Below are 16,630 nucleotides of genomic sequence, written 5' to 3'. Positions count from 1 at the left end.
CCTTTCACATTAAGGTTTTCAATGCAGATGATTTGGTTTTCTTTCACCAACTTTGTTGACTCTTTATGTAGAAAGTCATTCCTCTGATTTGTAATTTTTTCATGTATCCTTGCAACTTTTATACGCTGTTTATTCCAATTAGATGAACCTTTAATCATTCTGGAAAGCTTACGTTGTTCCTTAACAAGTTTCTTTTCAGATTTGCTTATGGTTTTAGGATTAGGAATTGAATTATCATTGCTATCTGTATAGAATGTTTTAATACCAACATCCAATCCGATCATACAACCATCATTGGGATAGAATACATCAGGTACTTCAACATTAAGGACACAGAAATATTTCCCACTTGGAGCTTGTTTGATGGTAGCGTTGTTGATTTTACCATTAACAGACATTGAAATCTTAGCTTTTACATATCCAAGTTTAGGAAGTTTGATATATTTTCCTGCAACTGAAATATTACCGCCAACATTTTGTGTGCGATAGCTTTTGTTATGATTATGCTTTGATTTGAATTTAGGAAATGAAGCTCTCTTTACAAAAAAGTTCTTGTATGCCTTATCTAAATCTCTAAGAGATTGCTGCAAGGCAATAGAATCAACTTCTTTGAGCCATGAATACTCTTCAGTTCTCTTCATGTTAGTGAGCATGGAATTAGTTTCTTTATATCCAATAGAATTACCATTCTTGTATTCTTCTATGCGAAGAGCAAGACCTGAGTTATATACAACTCTTGAACATCCAAATGTTTTTTGAATGATGGTTTCCTGTATTCTGTTTGGATAGATTCTAAATTCCATCCCTTTTAACATTGATTTTTTCCTCCAATTCAATCACTCTAGTTATTAGCCATATTACATAATCAGGCGTTTTGCGAGTACCTTGTTCCCATGTTTGTACTGTACGCACATTAAGATGGAAACGTTTGGCAAATTGACTTTGTGAAAGTCCTGTTTTTTGACGTAACTCTAAAATTGTCATAAGTATTACCTCTTGAGATTATTATACAACACCGTTGTATGATATCAAGTGTTTTTTCCTTGGTTCTCTATGTAATGCTTAAGGGTATCACTACTCACTAATTAGCACTTAGCAAATGCTTGCGATATTTACATACTAAAATTAAGTGGTAACGAAGTAGATATTTATTTCGATTTCCATGTTTATATTCTTTATTCATGGGATAGAATTATATCTTGTTTATCTCGCTTAGGCGAGATGTTAATTAAGTAAAACGGCTTTCATCCCATCAGCTGAAGCTAATGGGTTTTCAGCCGAAAGCAATTTTATAAACAGTTATAAAAGAAAAGCTCTATACGGCAAAGTGCATTTGACCTGGCAAGAGCAGTCTTACCAGAAGACTTCTTTACCCTCTTAGGATTAGAAGAAATTTCTCCTGAGAAGATAGTACTGCGTCCATCACTTATTGCAAAGCAAAAGACCGCCTGATAAAGCGGTCTTAAATCTTTTAATAGCTCTTAAACAAATCAGTGTGTTTGCCTGTCCTCACAGCAGTAAGAATAAGATTTTCTTCATCTTTTCCATATATCAGCAACCAATCCGGTTGTATATGGCATTCGTTAAATCCTTCATAATCGCCATGTAAAGGATGGTCCAAGTATTTAGCATCTAATGTATGACCTAAGAGCAGTTCATCAATAACATACTCAAGAAGGCTCATATCCAAACCACGTTTCTTTGCAAGTTTGTAGTCTTTCTTAAACTTAGTGGTAGGTTTTAATCCGTATTTATAATCGCTCATTCTGCATCAAGCTCATCAAACAGCTCTCTTGCAGAGCTATAAGTCTTTGCTTCTACCTTTCCTGACATTATGTCCTTTGCTTCATTAATAGCAGAAATGGTGTCCTTATTATACTTTGGAACTCTTACATCAAAAGGGATTCCGCCTTCCATAAGAGACTTTTCAAAGAAAATATTTACTGCTTCTGCTAAAGTCATGCCAAGATTCCCATAAAGCTCCTCAAGGCTTGTCTTTTTTTGCTTATTCATTCTCATATTAAAATTTGTATCTTTAACTAAGGTTGCTGGCATAAACATCACCTCCTACATAAATAATAACATAATGTAGCACGATTGCAATACAATGTTTTACATTTAATAAAAATGTCAGAGTTAGTGCAACGGAAGTTCATGGTGTTGCAGTTACTCTGACAAACTGTGTTTATCATGCTTTGAGAGCAATGGCTTAAAGTTGCCTATTCCTCAACTTCAGGAAGTAAGCGCAACACAGCCGTTGCACTTACCTTGCAAATCTTCCTTAGAAAAAAACAAAAAATACCTATCATCAACTATTTTCATCTGATGACAGGTATTTTTATATTTTTATTTTCTATTTTATAACGATATTTTTTCTATCTTACAGTTATGCTTTCTCTTGCCTGGTTCTGCATCCTTGTCGTAGTTTATGCCTACCAATATAACTTCTCCGCAAAAGCCTTTTAATGCCTCAGGATATTTTCTATCATGGATCTGTTTAATTGCGGTGTCAGCATCTTTATTCCACTTAAGTTCAATCACAAGAGCAGGAAACATTGAATCTTTTTTTGGTAAATACTCTTCTAATCTCCTCGTTAGGTATATGTACTGTTTTTTTCTCAGAATCATATGCCACATAACCTAGATGTATCATTAAAGTCAGTACATCATCACTATTTCGAAAAGTAGTAAGGTCATTGGCAAATCCATTTGTATCAACCGGAACATCTATCCCCGCAATCAATTCTGCTATCGTCTTAGATAAGCCCGAAAAATCTTTTGTAATATAATCCATCAAATTCTCAGCAGCAGAGGTTTCAGTCCAATAAGAATCAAAGTCTTCATTATCTATTGCCTGCATCACAGAATTTGGATTATAAACCGAACCAACATTTGCAAAAGAATAACCATCATACCACTTCTTCATCTTTTCAACATCCACGTTATGTTTATCACACAGATGCCTGACTTCCGCTTCTGTAAAGCCAACATACTCGCCAAACTGGCGCGGTTTGATCATAGTATATTCATTAAAATCCGAAAGAGCTGATTCTGAGCCATCTTTCTTTATCGGAAGAATTCCTGTCATATATGCTGCTGCAAATATTCTTGAGGTAGTTCCACTGTTTTTAAATAAACTTCTCAGAAAGTCCAGATATTCTTTTTGAACTTTTTCATCATCTTTTGCTTCTCTTATAGGAGCATCCCATTCATCAATGATCATTATCAGCTTTCTGTTGTTCTCGGTCACCATATTGACCAATGTGCCGACAAATCCCTCTTCTGCCTTGACATCAGGATACTTCTCGATTATCTCCGAGGTGATATTTCTTTTAATATAAGGCACAATGTCATTAAAATCTGTCTCGCCAATAATACCTGTCATATCAAGATATATCACATCATATTTATTTAAATAATCACCGTATGACCCATAGCCTGATATATCCAAACCATCAAACAGTTCTTTGGAATCGCATGTAATATCATAATATGCGCATAACATCTGTGCAGTATATGACTTTCCAAATCTTCTTGCCCTACTGATACTTATAAGATTTTTAGGAGTATCAATGGTATCGTTTATCTTGGCAATTATCCCTGTTTTATCAATATATTCAGACCCAAGTATCCTTTTAAATCCACTGTTTCCGGGATTGAGATATATTCCCATTCAAGCCTCCATTGCAATTTAATGTTTTCTTATAATTATCTACTATATAACCCAACTATGCAGCTTTTTTTGCAAAAACAAATTCCAAAACTGACTGCACCGATATACCCATCATCAATAACACCCTCTTCATACTTCTTATCATATATCTGCTCAAAAGCCTCCGTAAGACCTTCACCCATTTCATTAAACTTTTTTCTGGACTTGATCTCAAAAATATATGCCGGATCTTTGGGGCAATCAGGGTATAACACTATATCAGGGCGACCGTTCCCACTTTCTCTGTTAGATTTAGCGGTATATCCCGGCATCCCATATAATAATGACAACAAAAAGCCATGATAGAAACTCTCCTCACTATCAAAATAACTGATGCTCACCGATAGAAGCCCACATAAAAACTCTTCAATTTTTGTAACATTCTTCTCTATAATTGCGTCATAGATTGGAGAATAGTCGGTTGTCTTTATTCTTTCATTAAACCATTCCTTAATTTGATTTCTATATATACCTGCTACCTCCTTATTAGGAATCGCCATAGTAATATAGATGTCATCATTTTCCTGGCGCTCTGATATCTTTTTCATGTATCCTGTAAAATACAGAAAATTCCACAAATTATCCTGACTTTTATCTATATCATCGTAAGTTATATCTTCATGTATCGGTTTTTCTATTGTCCCTCCTGAGATAAGGATATCCAACTCAGTTTTTACAGAATCATCTGCATTGTAGACCATTCGCTTAATAATGGCATTCGACGATGTATTTGACCAATAGCCTTCCGGAAACCACTCAGGAGCATCATAGTGCTCTTTAACATATTTAGTCACGCTCCAGGGATTGTAAACCTCGCACTCACCAAACAGATAGCCATCATACCAACTTCTGACTATATCTGCATTTTCAGACAGATTATATTCATCCAGCATTGCCATAGTTTCTTCACCGGTAAATCCAAAATACTCGCCAAAATTCCTGCTTCTTATAGAATTCACTTCCAAATTGTTTAATCCCGTGAAAATGCTTTCCTTACTAATCCTAAGACACCCTGTGACGATTGCAAATCCCAATGCATCATTTGTTTTTAACGCTGACTCAAATAAAGACCTGATAAAAGCAATCATTTCATCATAGAATCCCTGCTGATAAGCATTTTCAAGCGGCACATCATATTCATCAATAAGAATGATTGCATTTCTTCCATGATACTTTTTTAATAATTTAGCCAAAGTCTTTAATGCTGTAGCATACTTTCCATACTCTGCGACTATTTCCTTCCGGCGGTCTGTATCATTGTCAATGCTCTGTACTTTTTGATTCCACCTGTAAACACCGCGCTCATAGTCTTCATATGCTTCAATCTGCTCCCTGTCATCTCCCATGAGTTTTTTTAAATATCCATGCCTTTCGAATTCACCACATATTTCTTCCTTGAGCTTAAGAAAAGCTGTCTCAAAATCAGGCTGTTTAGCTGACTTGAGCGAAAGCCTTATAACAGGATATTTGCCCATTTTATCAAGAATATCTTTATCTGAATCCATTATTTTCATACCATCAAAATAATGGCTATTGTCTATAATATTTCCGTCAGAATCTCTTTCTTCCTCAAAGAAAGTCTGCAGCATGGATAATGCAAGTGTCTTACCAAAACGTCTCGGGCGAGTAAAAAGTGTCACCATTCCAGCATTATCTATAACATCCCTAACCAATAAAGTTTTATCAACATAATAACAATTATCATCTACTATTCTTTTGTAACTTTCATATCCAATCCCGATTTTTTTCATAATAAAAAAGCCCTCCAACCACTATTTTAAGTGATTGAAAAGCTTTTATCAATGTTGCTCGTTTACTTTGTTGATTTCTTACCCGTCTTATCTCCCTGCTGATGCACGCTTCTAAACACAATATATCCAACAGCCAGTACAATAACCACAATGATTAGTGCGCGCCATACTTTTGAAACTCTGATAGCTCTCATCTGCTCATAATAGGATTCTATCCATGCTTTATCGATCTGTTCCTGCTTTTCAAGTTCCTCTGCAGCTTCTACATTAACCAGTTCAGAAAAAAGCTCATCACCTGTATTTTTAACATAAGCTTTTTCGCCCTGATACAGAATCTGAACCCAGTCGCTTTCCTCATTTACCACAAGAACAGTATCTCCCGAAGCAAAAGATGTTACTACAGTACTTGTTGTGCTCCTATCTGAATACGCCATGGCACTCTGAGTTATTGTCATGAACTTTCCTGAGTCTTCTGCATTCCCGGCAGCACCGGCTACAATGTGTTTATTATTCAGCCCCAAAATCAATCCTATTATCAGGGTTACCACCCCCAGAAACCACCAAACAACAAAAGAATTCTTTTTACTTTCCATATGAGCCTTCCTCTTCCCTGGATTCTCCATATTCTATTCTCTTTACATGAAGTTGAACATCCTGCAGTATTCGTCTATTGGCTGCAATTGTGTCAGCCAGTATTCCTAAAACAAATATTAAAAATCCTATAATGATAAGCGTACAGCCAAGAATCAACGACTGAACGTGACCTGAGCTTGTCCCATGAGCCATGTAATATAAAAATCTGATTCCAATGGCAAGTCCGATGGTTACAAATGGGACACACAATAAGCTGAAAGCTTTTAAAGGCTTATACATCACATATGCCCTAAGAATAGTAAGCATTGATTTTTTCACATATCCCCAAATACTCTTAAAGAGCCTGGAAGGTCTCAGTTCTCCATTAGTCCTGATTGGAACACTGATCATCGGAATTTTCTCTCGCCCTGCCTGAACGATTGTCTCCAAAGTATATGTGTAATCATTGACAACATTCATTCTCATAGCAGCCTCTCTACTGTATGCCCTAAAGCCACTTGGCGCATCCGGTATTCCCGTATTAGATGCCTTTCTCACAGTCCAGCTTCCCAGATGCTGCAATTTTTTCTTTATATACGAAAAGTGTTCTGTTTGATCAATTGGACGGGCTCCAATTACAACATCTGCTTCACCATCAAGAATAGGTCTTACCAGCTTCTCGATATCTTCACCCTTATACTGATCATCAGCATCCGTGTTGACAATTATATCAGCACCGCACCTAAGGCATCCGTCAAGTCCGGCTATAAAACCTTTTGCCAGCCCCTGATTCTGCTTAAAATTTACCACATGATGAACGCCCCATCTTTTTGCAACTTCTACGGTATTATCCTTACTCCCATCATTGATAATGAGATACTCTATTTCATCAATCCCATCAATATGCTTTGGAAGGTCATTTAGTGTGACCTCCAAAGTTTCTGCCTCGTTATAGCATGGAATCTGAATTATAAGCTTCATCACATCTCCCCCTTGATATTGTTGTAATATATGTCAAAATGTCCTGACTCCCAATTCTTTTTATATTTCCCACTCAGCTCATCATTTAAATTACTATTAAAGTCAACGAGTATTATGTCCTTTGAAGATAATTTCTCAACATCAAAAGGATTTTCATCATCAACATATTCAACCTTAACCTGCTCATCTCTTAAGTTGAACTGAACTGTGTCAATATACTCTATTCCTCCCTCATACAGGAGTATTACATCGCCGTTATAACCTGAATTTCTAAGGTCATTTATTTTATCAGCCACCTGAATATCCCCATATATAAATGATTGGCATTTATAGATGAAGTGATTGCATGCATGAAAAGATAATCCTATAAAAGCAAACATTATTACTATCAGAATCAATGCATTGCCTTTTTCCTTATAGTTATGTGTTACAGCTACAAATACACAACTTATCAGCAAAGTAAGAATTAAGTTTAAAAAAATAGTTTCTGCAGGTCTACCATTTTCCTCATCAAGAAAATAGCTCATACCTATCATCAGCATGCCATGCGGATCCTTCATTCCTGTACGATTTGCCAAAACAACCGGGATTGAAATAACAGAACATAATACAACTACTGAAAGTGATAGACACATTTTCATGCATCCTCCCGGCTCTTTTATCAGTTCATAAACGCCTAATGAAATCAGGATTGGTATTGCAAAATCGAAATATCTTCCATGAAGAAACAAATCAAATCTTGTTGCTTCCAAATCTGCACTGTGCATCAGATAAATGCACATTACAGCAAACTGCATAATAGTAGTCATAAGAATAAAAAAGGAAAACTTATCACTGTTGAGGGCTCTTTTTACCAAATAATAGATTCCCAAAAAACCAAGTCCAAAGCTGGCACAGCCAAAGTATAAGATTTTTCCCACTATACTAACCGTAAAACTAAATAAACCTTTTATTGTAAAAAGTTCAAGAATCTTTCCTTTTTGGCCAGAGTAATCATTGATATAAACCTCATTTATTTTGCCGTTTGTATAAAGAAGAGTAGTAACTTCATTCTTTACAAGGATACAGAAAACAAATCCCAAAATCAGCAATAAGACCGTTGTTATTGCTCCAACATTTGCCATGATATATGGTTTGATATTTTTTATAACTTTTTCTCTGGGCCAATTTTTTGTTGTTTGAAAAAATCGCCAAATTCCATCAAATGTAACTATCAGAAATACAGCCACAAGCACACCAATAGTTCTCATATGTACTGCATAGATATAAACAGTAGAAACAGCTACAAGTATCCCATTTAAAACACCAGGTTTTTCCAGATACTTAAACACCAGATATATCACAAGCACGTACATGAAAAAAATAAGAGCTTCAGACATAGTCATCTGTACGTAGAAAACCCATGAAGGGTATACGACAGCTATACCGCTTAAAATATATGCAAGATTTTCATTTTTCCCGGAAACATATTTAAGAATAATTTCTTTTAACATAAAAAAAGAAACTATCTGAAGTAACAGATTTACAGCTACTGCACATCTATACACCAATATCGAATCAGACAATAATTTCATTATTGGTATAAGAATAACAGAGTATCCAAACGAATAATACGAGCCTAAAGAAGCAACTTCACTAAAATCATACCCCAATGCCCTTGCAGCACTTGCCCAGTATCCGAACTCGTCAGGAAACAGTGAAAATCCATATATTCTATGAACCCCATACATGCATAGACAAACAAGAGAAAAAACAATAAATACAATAATGAATCCAATATCCTGTTTGTTCTCTTCTTTCCCCATGTCTGTTATTTTTCTCCCCTGAAGTAGCTAAAAAACTGGGAAATGACTTTCCAGCCATTTCCCAGTCAAGTCAGTCTGAATATTACATTTTTACAAGAGCATATGCTGCAAGGCCGCCTGTAATTTCAAATGTGATTTTTCCATTTTCTACAGTTACAGGAATTTTCTCGATTACTCCGCCTTTTGAAACTTTAACGATGTAATATGTAGCATTTGCATCAAAATTCTTGATTCCAAGAGTTACAGGAACTGTTACTCCCTCAGGAAGTGATGCAAACTTACCACCAGTAAGTGCTCCAAGATCAGAGTTGATAGCTGCCACTACTGTTCCGCCATATGTAGCTGTTGCTGCATTAAAGCTTGCATATACAGCTGCACTCTTCTTTGGATCAAGACTATAGACTCTTGTAAATGGTGTCTGGTTTGATGCAAGTCCTGCAGATGCCTTAATTGTGTCTGCGCTCTGTCTGATAGCAACACCGGAAATAGGTGATGATGTGGCAATCTGGAATGCTCCCGGAAGCTCATTCTTAACAACCTGACCACCCACTACAACCTGGCTGGTTGTTGCAACATCCCCAGCCTGAGCTGCTGTTACTGTAGTGTCTGAGCTAGAAGACTCTGCAGAGTCTGTTGCTCCTACAGTAAGAGGCATAACAATCATACTTGCTGCCATTGTAACTGCAAGAACTTTCTTAGCTAACTTCATGTTCATAACGTGTTATCTCCCTTCATAATTATGATTTGGATTTTCTGTGAAGGTGTACCGCCTCCACTTTTAATTTGAAGCTATATCTAATTTAACGCTATTTTGAATATCTTTCAAGTGCATTATGATATCTTTAATATATTTTTGTCTAAATTGCATACATTTGCTCTCGTTTTGCGATAAGTTTTCTACATTTTATTTGAGTAACGATATTATTTGTATCTCACTATTCTTTGTGTGTATTTTTTTCTTGTATCCTATGTTAGATGGATAATTTCACTTTTTTCAACACTCAAGGAGTTTTATCATGGCAGATACGCCTTTATCTCAGTACTTAAGGCTATTAAGATCAAAGCATGACTATAAACAAGACGATGTAGCCAAGTATCTTGGAGTAACAAGAGCCACTTACTCACACTATGAGAATGCAAGGCTTATTCCTCCTACGGATTCACTATATAAGCTTTCTTCATACTATAAAGTTTCTTTAAACAAATTAGTTAAGCTTGCCATTATGAGCAGTAACAATGGCAAAACAAACGAAAAAGCTGCAGAATATATAACAAGTGACGAAGAAATCGAATCTAAATTTGATATTCTTTATAAGGATTTTTTAGTGGAATGTGCCGATATGACACCGGATGATCTCAATAAATGGTCATCAATCGAAGATAGAGAAATAATTTATTACTATCACAAGCTCAAAGGCCAATCAAAAAGACTTTTAAACTATGTTCTTAGAATTATGTGTTTAAAAGATTCCTTCGATAACGAATAAGGATCAGGCAAATGCCTGGTCCTTATTCGTTATCAGTCTACATATTGCAATATTCTATTTTTCACTTTAAATCTTATTTAAGGAACCCAATTTCTGAAATAATAGGTAACTCTTTTGCCTTACCCATAAATGCCCAGACAATAGCTATTATCTTGATGATACCAAGTATTGCTGCGCATATAATTGCTACAATCCAGCCAAGGAAAGGAATGATGCAAGGAATCATAATAAGAATTGCTGCTACAGAAATTCTAAGGGAGTTTCTGGCATGGAACCTTGTATAAGGTGTTCCTGCAACAAATGCTGCTATTACTCCGATGATTCCAAAAAGATAAGCAGCCACACCTATTATCTTGTTATCTGCAATATCCTGAGCATCAAACTCTTTTGTGTGATCCTTGGGATCAGTGTAAACAAATGGCTGCTGATATGGAGCCTGGTTAAACCCCTGTGCAGGCTGTGGTTGAGGCTGTGGAGCCGGTCCCTGCTGAGGATTAGGATTCTGGGTATTTTCAGCACCAGGCTGAGTATTTACTGCCACCGAAACGCCACAATTGTTGCAAAATGCTGCGTCGTCAGCAATCTGATTACCGCAATTAGGACATGTTTTCATACTGTTCTCCTCCTGACATGATCTGCCAATATCAATTTGCAAAAGCAAATCGTTATCTTGACATATAATTTAGAATAGGTGAGCACTAATCAGTACTCACCTATAGATTCTACATTTTTATATGTACATTTTCAAGTTAATGACAGTACTTCTTTAAGGTATTTCTAACAGCACCGGTTCCTGCGAGAAGTTCCATAAAGTAAGCTATAATTCTGTCTGATAATCCCGCCTTTTCAAGATCGGTTCCAAAAACAGCTGCATTCTTAAGGAGAGGTAAAACTGCTGCCTTTACTTTTTCTGCATTAGTTTCGCCAAGTTTTATTTCTTTTACATATCCCTGTGCCTCCTCAAGAAGTGGATCAGGACTAGGTTCAAATGCCTGTCCTTCATCATCCACTCCAAGAAGATAACGAAGCCAGCCTGCATGAACAAGTGGTATAAGTTTCAGGTCAGCAACGTCTAATTTATCAGAAGCAAGATATGCCTTGATTGTCTCACCGAATCTGATGCCAAGCTTCTGTGAAGTATCGCACGCAATTCGCTGTGGTGTGTCAGGCATAAACTTGTTTGGGATACGAACATTAACTACTGTATCGATGAATTCCTTGGGCTTAATTACACCGGGATCTGTTACTACAGGAAGTCCCTCTACATATCCGATTTCTTTCACAAGCTTAACAAGCTCGTCATCCTTCATTTCATCCGATATCTTTGTATATCCAAGAAGGCATCCGTATACAGCAAGTGCTGTGTGAAGAGGATTAAGGCATGTGCAAACCTTCATTCTCTCAACTTTGTCTACTGTCTCTTTATTGGTAAAAATAACTCCAACCTTTTCAAGGGCAGGTCTTCCAGCCGGGAATTTGTCTTCAATTACCAGATACTCACTCTCCTCAGCATTTACAAAAGGAGCTACCCATGTCTTTTTAGAAGTTACAACAGCTTCAAGCTCTTCTACACCGTCATTCTTAAGAATCTCATTAACTGAATCATCCGGTCTTGGTGTAATCTTATCGATCATTGACCATGGGAATGAAACAAGTGCTTCATCATGTACATAGTCAAGGAATCCTTTGTCAGCTTTGCCGTTTTTTGTCCAATTCTCTGCAAAAGCGTTCATGGCAGCATAGAGCTTGTCACCATTATGTGAGCAGTTATCTGTACTTACCATGGCAATCTTCTTTTTGCCTGCTGTATATCTTTCATACAAAAGAGCTGCTACCTTTCCGATATAGCTCTGAGGCTTTTCAGGGCCGTTTTCGAAATCTTCTTTTACTGCAGGAAGAGTCTCACCTACTGGATTTACAAGGCTGTAACCTTTTTCTGTGATTGTAAAAGTACACATCTTAAGGCTGTCTGCCCTGAAAATCTCTTTTAATCTGCTAAACTCTTTATCATCATTTGAGTCAAGAATGCATGACTCTGCAATGCTTCCGATAACTTTTTTGTCAACCGATCCGTCAGCTTTTAAGGTAACAAGAATTGAAAGATTGTCGTGAGGTCTGTACATTTTTTCAACGATCTCATAATCAAAGCCTTCAACAACCGTAAGGCCCTTATCATTCATTCCCTCATCAAGCATTCTCTGAGCAAGATTTGCCTGAAAAGCTCTGAAGATGTTGCCTGCTCCAAAGTGTACCCATTCAGGCTCAGCTACTGTCTTCTTTATCATCTCATCTCTATCAAATTTTGGAAGTTCGTATCCTTTTTCCTTCCAGCATGAATCATTTACTATACTATCAAAATTAAGTTTCATTAGTTTACACCTCTTAAATGTGACTTTTCAATTGCTTCCCAAAGGCCGTTTATGTATGTTGCGCCAAGTGCTCTGTCATAAAGACCATATCCCGGCATTGCAACCTCGCCCCAGATCATTCTTCCGTGGTCTGGACGGATAGGTCCGTCAAAGCCTGTTTCATAAAGAGCCTTAACTATCTCGTACATATCAAAGGTTCCATCAGATGAAAGATGAGCTGCTTCTTCAAAGTTTGTAGGAGAGATAAACTTAAGGTTACGAACATGGGCAAAATGGATTCTTCCCTCTAAAGCTCTGATCATATGCGGAAGGTCGTTTTCAAGACTCGTTCCGTAGGAGCCTGAGCAGAAAGTAACACCATTATGCACGTCATCTACAGCCTTCATAAGCTTTAGGATATTCTTCTCATTGTTGATGATTCTTGGAAGTCCGAATACTGACCAGGCTGGATCATCCGGATGAATAGCCATCTTAATGTCGTATTTATTACATACAGGCATGATAGCCTTAAGGAAATAAACGATGTTCTCAAAGAGCTTATCCTCATCGATTCCCTTGTAAAGCTCAAAGAGCTCTTTTACCTTAGCCATTCTTTCAGGTTCCCAGCCAGGCATAACTGTGCCGTTCATCTCGCCTGAAATTGACTCAAACATCTTCTCAGGATCAATTGCATCAACTGCTTCCTGTGTATAAGCAAGAACTGTTGAGCCATCTGCTCTCTTTCTTGCAAGTTCTGTTCTTGTCCAGTCAAATACAGGCATGAAGTTGTAACATACCATGTGGATATCTTCTTTACCAAGATTCTCAAGTGTCTTGATGTAGTTATCGATATGCTTGTCTCTGTCAGCTGTTGCAGCCTTGATCGCATCAGATACGTTTACTGACTCGATTCCGGCAATCTTAAGTCCGCCTGCCTCAACTTCATTCTTAAGAGCCTTGATCTCATCCTGCTCCCAGAGCTCTCCTGCCTGCTTATTATAAAGAGTTGTGATAACTCCATGTACTCCAGGGATCTGTCTGATCTGCCAGAGTTTTACAGTATCATAATCTGTGCCATACCAGCGAAGTGTCATTTCCATAGCCTGAATCCTCCTAAAGGTTGTTTACAGTTGTTAGTAGATTTAAATCATGTATGCCCGTCTTAGCTGACGCTTCCGCTCCATGAAAAACGTAACGGTACTAGGCTGGAAAAAAACACCAGCCAAGGACCGACGTTTTTCAAGGCAGCAAAGTCGGACATACATTCTTTAAATCTACCATCAACTGAATCGACGTTATCTATATATAAACAATACTTTCATTTCAGGGATATTTGAATGGAATTACTTGTTTCTTATATTGCAAAAGTTGTTATTGATGTTATTATTGTGTTATGAAAAATAAACTCAGATCATCTTTTAATTCAAGACAGTACATGATTTCCTCTGATTTTGAGGTCTTCTACTACATTGACAGAGACTTCAAAACGCTGAGTCCTCACGCTCATGATTACTATGAGTTTTATCTTTTTCTGGATGGGGATGTCACTATGGAAATCTTCAAGACAAGTGGCGAAACAGAACATTTCAAGATGTCTCCCGGAGATTTAATGCTGGTACCCCCCGGGATATCTCATCATGCACTTATGCATAATTCAGATAAGGACTATAAGCGTTTTGTCTTTTGGATCAGCAAGGATTGTTGTAACAGCCTCATGCAGGAGTCTGTGGATTACATGTACCTTATTCAAAAGGCTGAAGCTTTTCGCAAGTATATATATCATCTTGCTCCTGCTTCTTTTCATCTGGTTGAATCCAAGTTTTTAAGGCTGCTTGAGGAAAAATCCAGTGACAGATACGGAAGCGGTGCCATGAGTCATCTGTGCTTGTGTGACCTTATCCTTACAATTAACCGGATTGTCTATGATGATGATCACATTCAAAACGGCAATGATGAACTGGCTCTTTTCCAAAATATCCTTTCGCATGTGGAAAGTAATCTGGAAGAAACCCTTTCTCTTGACGATATTGCCGGACAGTTTTTTGTAAGCAAGTACTACGTTGCCCATCTTTTTAAAGACACTTTGGGCATATCTCTTCATCAGTACATAATAAAAAAGCGTCTGGCTGAATGCCGAAACGCTATAATAAGCGGCGCCAGCATAACCGGCACCTATGAGAAATTTGGTTTTAGGGACTACTCCAGCTTTTTTAAGGCTTTTAAAAAGGAATACGGAATGTCGCCCAAGGAGTATCAGAATCTGTCTGCCCTTGACATGACTTCTTTCCATGAAGGTGAAAAGACATAATACCCTATCATGCACAGCATTCCAAAAAGGAAAGAAATTGGGAAGCAGACCATAATATATGTTCCGTCAAAAAATCTGTCAATCACGTATGCTGTGGGTATTCTTACTGCCCATAGCATCATAAGATTGATAAGTGTCGTATATTTCACATATCCCAAGCCATTCACTATATTTGAGATGCAATTAAACACCGCATAGCACCATTGTGACAGCAAAATAACTACTACATATCTGCTTGCATATAGCAAAACCATCTCGTCCTGTGAAAAGAATCTGAGTATTGGCATTCTAAATGATATAGCCATTAGTCCAAAGGAAAGTGTAAGAATTCCTGACACAAACGGTATCATAATATAGCCATCTTTAAGTCTCCTATAATTAGAAGCTCCATAGTTCTGCCCCGCAAAAGTGGATGCTGCCGATGACATGGCTGTTATTGCTATATTGGTAAGGCCTGTAATTCTTCCGGCAACAGACGCACCTGCCATAAACTGTCTTCCCTGTTCATTGACCAAAATCTGCAAAGCCATATGTCCAAAAGAAAACAAGGAATTATTCAGTCCAATTGGTAGACCAATCTCTAAAATTGCCTTAAGATCATGACGATTCATAGTCCTTGGTAATACTGAAAATTGCAGCTCACTGAATCTTTTCCTGATATAAAAAATACTTACAAGCCATGACAAAAACATTGCAATACTTGTTGCTGCAGCCGCCCCTGCAACCCCATATCCCATTCCTGCCACAAAAACAAGATCCAATATTATATTAGCTATTCCTGAGACAATCAAAAACCACAATGAAGCAGCACTATCTCCAAGGCCTCTTAAAATGCCTGCATTCATGTTATATCCAATATTTCCCAGGGCACCGAGAAATACTATTCTCGTATAAATAAGCGCCTCATTCCACACATCTTCCGGTACATGCATAAACTGCAAGATAAAGGGCGTCAACATCCATCCTAGTAAAGCAATAGGAATCCCGGTCATATAAATAAAAGAAACTGCAGTAGCAGAAAGATCTTTTACCCTATCCATTTTACCGGCTCCAACACTCTGGGATACCAAAATAGAAACTCCTGCTCCTATCCCCAGAAAGATACACAATAAAACTTCCACCGGTTGTGAGCTTGTTCCTACTGCAGCAAGAGCACTGTCACCGCAAAAATTACTCACAACAAGTGTATCAACAGTTGTATACAACTGCTGCAATATATTACCTATAACAATAGGTATGGCAAAAAGAAGCACATTTTTCATTATGCTTCCTGAAGTCATATCTATTTTTGTACTTTTGTTTTTGTATAAAGAACTGCTCATGTCGATAAATCCTATATTTACTTGCTAAATCAATCCCTGCTGAAAAAGCAAGCCTATAATGCGTATACCCATTGCTATACAGGACATGTGGTCATGCATTAAGTATATAATCGTACTTTAAATGAACTACCCTCACCGACTCCACGTCGGAAAGGGTTTCTGTTATGCCGCATAGCGGCATAAACCTGCACGATGCTCTATACATCCTGCAGAACAGGGCATGTCCACTATGCCCCTATCCCATTGGCTTACCTTTGGGAATACTTTCCTCAAGATATTTGCAGCTCCATTTATGTCTGCATTTGTTATTGTACCATCGTAGTGCCTGTAAAGTCCTCTCTGT

The 16,630-nt window shown here is 37.4% G+C and carries 17 protein-coding genes and 1 pseudogene; 2 read left to right on the top strand and 16 right to left on the bottom strand.

The genetic code is table 11. From position 1 onward, the window contains the following. From J6O61_RS15140 to J6O61_RS15090, 11 genes are all read right to left on the bottom strand, one after another. The coding region (locus J6O61_RS15140) for an RNA-guided endonuclease TnpB family protein (protein ID WP_292214908.1) at positions 1 to 815 on the bottom strand (815 nt) is incomplete at its 3' end. Further along, on the bottom strand, positions 793 to 984 hold the full coding sequence (locus tag J6O61_RS15135) for a helix-turn-helix domain-containing protein (RefSeq protein ID WP_292214906.1): 192 nt from the start codon (positions 982 to 984) through the stop codon (positions 793 to 795). The genes J6O61_RS15135 and J6O61_RS15140, both read right to left, overlap by 23 nt. A gap of 487 nt (positions 985 to 1,471) precedes the next feature. Continuing rightward, positions 1,472 to 1,765, bottom strand: a complete 294-nt coding sequence (locus tag J6O61_RS15130; protein ID WP_292214903.1) for a type II toxin-antitoxin system YafQ family toxin — start codon at positions 1,763 to 1,765, stop codon at positions 1,472 to 1,474. Further along, positions 1,762 to 2,055: a type II toxin-antitoxin system RelB/DinJ family antitoxin gene (locus J6O61_RS15125; protein ID WP_292214901.1), complete on the bottom strand. Its 294-nt coding sequence runs from the start codon at positions 2,053 to 2,055 to the stop codon at positions 1,762 to 1,764. Before J6O61_RS15125 ends, J6O61_RS15130 begins: the two co-directional genes overlap by 4 nt. Before the next feature lie 303 nt (positions 2,056 to 2,358). Beyond that, complete coding sequence (locus J6O61_RS15120) at positions 2,359 to 2,541, bottom strand: hypothetical protein (protein ID WP_292214899.1); 183 nt, start codon at positions 2,539 to 2,541, stop codon at positions 2,359 to 2,361. After that, entirely contained in the window at positions 2,534 to 3,673 is a 1,140-nt protein-coding gene (locus tag J6O61_RS15115; RefSeq protein ID WP_292214897.1) for an AAA family ATPase, read from the bottom strand. Before J6O61_RS15115 ends, J6O61_RS15120 begins: the two co-directional genes overlap by 8 nt. 35 nt (positions 3,674 to 3,708) lie before the next feature. Beyond that, a complete protein-coding gene (locus J6O61_RS15110) occupies positions 3,709 to 5,463 on the bottom strand; it encodes an AAA family ATPase (protein ID WP_292214894.1) in 1,755 nt (584 codons plus the stop codon). Positions 5,464 to 5,525: 62 nt separating this feature from the next. Further along, positions 5,526 to 6,056 carry an SH3 domain-containing protein gene (locus J6O61_RS15105; RefSeq protein ID WP_292214892.1) on the bottom strand — a complete coding sequence of 177 codons (531 nt, stop codon included), beginning with the start codon at positions 6,054 to 6,056 and terminating at the stop codon, positions 5,526 to 5,528. Then, positions 6,046 to 7,017, bottom strand: a complete 972-nt coding sequence (locus J6O61_RS15100) for a glycosyltransferase family 2 protein (RefSeq protein WP_292214891.1) — start codon at positions 7,015 to 7,017, stop codon at positions 6,046 to 6,048. Before J6O61_RS15100 ends, J6O61_RS15105 begins: the two co-directional genes overlap by 11 nt. Further along, the gene (locus J6O61_RS15095; RefSeq protein ID WP_292214888.1) at positions 7,017 to 8,822 is read right to left on the bottom strand and encodes a hypothetical protein; all 1,806 of its coding nucleotides are present in this window, start codon (positions 8,820 to 8,822) and stop codon (positions 7,017 to 7,019) included. The genes J6O61_RS15100 and J6O61_RS15095 overlap by 1 nt, the downstream gene beginning before the upstream one ends. Positions 8,823 to 8,904: 82 nt before the next feature. After that, positions 8,905 to 9,537: a hypothetical protein gene (locus J6O61_RS15090; RefSeq protein ID WP_292214886.1), complete on the bottom strand. Its 633-nt coding sequence runs from the start codon at positions 9,535 to 9,537 to the stop codon at positions 8,905 to 8,907. A 301-nt stretch (positions 9,538 to 9,838) separates the two neighbouring features. Here J6O61_RS15090 and J6O61_RS15085 point away from each other — a divergent pair, with 301 nt between their 5' ends. Further along, entirely contained in the window at positions 9,839 to 10,309 is a 471-nt protein-coding gene (locus J6O61_RS15085; protein WP_292214884.1) for a helix-turn-helix transcriptional regulator, read from the top strand. 73 nt (positions 10,310 to 10,382) lie between these two features. Here J6O61_RS15085 and J6O61_RS15080 read toward each other — a convergent pair whose 3' ends face one another. From J6O61_RS15080 to uxuA, 3 genes are all read right to left on the bottom strand, one after another. Beyond that, a complete protein-coding gene (locus J6O61_RS15080) occupies positions 10,383 to 10,922 on the bottom strand; it encodes a zinc-ribbon domain-containing protein (protein ID WP_292214882.1) in 540 nt (179 codons plus the stop codon). Positions 10,923 to 11,058: 136 nt separating this feature from the next. After that, a complete protein-coding gene (locus tag J6O61_RS15075) occupies positions 11,059 to 12,678 on the bottom strand; it encodes a mannitol dehydrogenase family protein (RefSeq protein ID WP_292214880.1) in 1,620 nt (539 codons plus the stop codon). Next, positions 12,678 to 13,757 carry a mannonate dehydratase gene (gene uxuA, locus J6O61_RS15070; protein WP_292214878.1) on the bottom strand — a complete coding sequence of 360 codons (1,080 nt, stop codon included), beginning with the start codon at positions 13,755 to 13,757 and terminating at the stop codon, positions 12,678 to 12,680. The genes J6O61_RS15075 and uxuA overlap by 1 nt, the downstream gene beginning before the upstream one ends. Positions 13,758 to 14,050: 293 nt before the next feature. Here uxuA and J6O61_RS15065 point away from each other — a divergent pair, with 293 nt between their 5' ends. After that, on the top strand, positions 14,051 to 14,965 hold the full coding sequence (locus J6O61_RS15065; protein WP_292214876.1) for an AraC family transcriptional regulator: 915 nt from the start codon (positions 14,051 to 14,053) through the stop codon (positions 14,963 to 14,965). On the opposite strand, the gene J6O61_RS15060 is transcribed toward J6O61_RS15065, so the two are convergent. Both J6O61_RS15060 and J6O61_RS15055 read right to left on the bottom strand, forming a co-directional pair. After that, positions 14,911 to 16,287: an MATE family efflux transporter gene (locus J6O61_RS15060; RefSeq protein ID WP_292214873.1), complete on the bottom strand. Its 1,377-nt coding sequence runs from the start codon at positions 16,285 to 16,287 to the stop codon at positions 14,911 to 14,913. The two genes, J6O61_RS15065 and J6O61_RS15060, sit on opposite strands and share 55 nt — an antisense overlap. Before the next feature lie 162 nt (positions 16,288 to 16,449). Next, positions 16,450 to 16,630: pseudogene (locus J6O61_RS15055) on the bottom strand (RNA-guided endonuclease InsQ/TnpB family protein); the annotation flags it as partial.

It is taken from the genome of Butyrivibrio sp., from assembly GCF_017635265.1.
Lineage (GTDB): Bacteria > Bacillota > Clostridia > Lachnospirales > Lachnospiraceae > Butyrivibrio.
The sequence above is the reverse complement of the archived record's forward strand: the minus strand, read 5'-3'. Positions and strand labels throughout refer to the sequence as shown.

Coding starts and splice junctions, on each gene's coding strand:
- J6O61_RS15090 (WP_292214886.1), bottom strand. CDS start 9,537: ATGAACATGAAGTTAGCTAAGAAAGTTCTTGCAGTTACAATGGCAGCA.
- J6O61_RS15100 (WP_292214891.1), bottom strand. CDS start 7,017: ATGAAGCTTATAATTCAGATTCCATGCTATAACGAGGCAGAAACTTTG.
- J6O61_RS15125 (WP_292214901.1), bottom strand. CDS start 2,055: ATGCCAGCAACCTTAGTTAAAGATACAAATTTTAATATGAGAATGAAT.
- J6O61_RS15110 (WP_292214894.1), bottom strand. CDS start 5,463: ATGAAAAAAATCGGGATTGGATATGAAAGTTACAAAAGAATAGTAGAT.
- J6O61_RS15085 (WP_292214884.1), top strand. CDS start 9,839: ATGGCAGATACGCCTTTATCTCAGTACTTAAGGCTATTAAGATCAAAG.
- J6O61_RS15095 (WP_292214888.1), bottom strand. CDS start 8,822: ATGGGGAAAGAAGAGAACAAACAGGATATTGGATTCATTATTGTATTT.
- J6O61_RS15075 (WP_292214880.1), bottom strand. CDS start 12,678: ATGAAACTTAATTTTGATAGTATAGTAAATGATTCATGCTGGAAGGAA.
- J6O61_RS15135 (WP_292214906.1), bottom strand. CDS start 984: ATGACAATTTTAGAGTTACGTCAAAAAACAGGACTTTCACAAAGTCAA.
- J6O61_RS15080 (WP_292214882.1), bottom strand. CDS start 10,922: ATGAAAACATGTCCTAATTGCGGTAATCAGATTGCTGACGACGCAGCA.
- J6O61_RS15060 (WP_292214873.1), bottom strand. CDS start 16,287: ATGAGCAGTTCTTTATACAAAAACAAAAGTACAAAAATAGATATGACT.
- J6O61_RS15065 (WP_292214876.1), top strand. CDS start 14,051: ATGAAAAATAAACTCAGATCATCTTTTAATTCAAGACAGTACATGATT.
- J6O61_RS15115 (WP_292214897.1), bottom strand. CDS start 3,673: ATGGGAATATATCTCAATCCCGGAAACAGTGGATTTAAAAGGATACTT.
- uxuA (WP_292214878.1), bottom strand. CDS start 13,757: ATGGAAATGACACTTCGCTGGTATGGCACAGATTATGATACTGTAAAA.
- J6O61_RS15105 (WP_292214892.1), bottom strand. CDS start 6,056: ATGGAAAGTAAAAAGAATTCTTTTGTTGTTTGGTGGTTTCTGGGGGTG.
- J6O61_RS15130 (WP_292214903.1), bottom strand. CDS start 1,765: ATGAGCGATTATAAATACGGATTAAAACCTACCACTAAGTTTAAGAAA.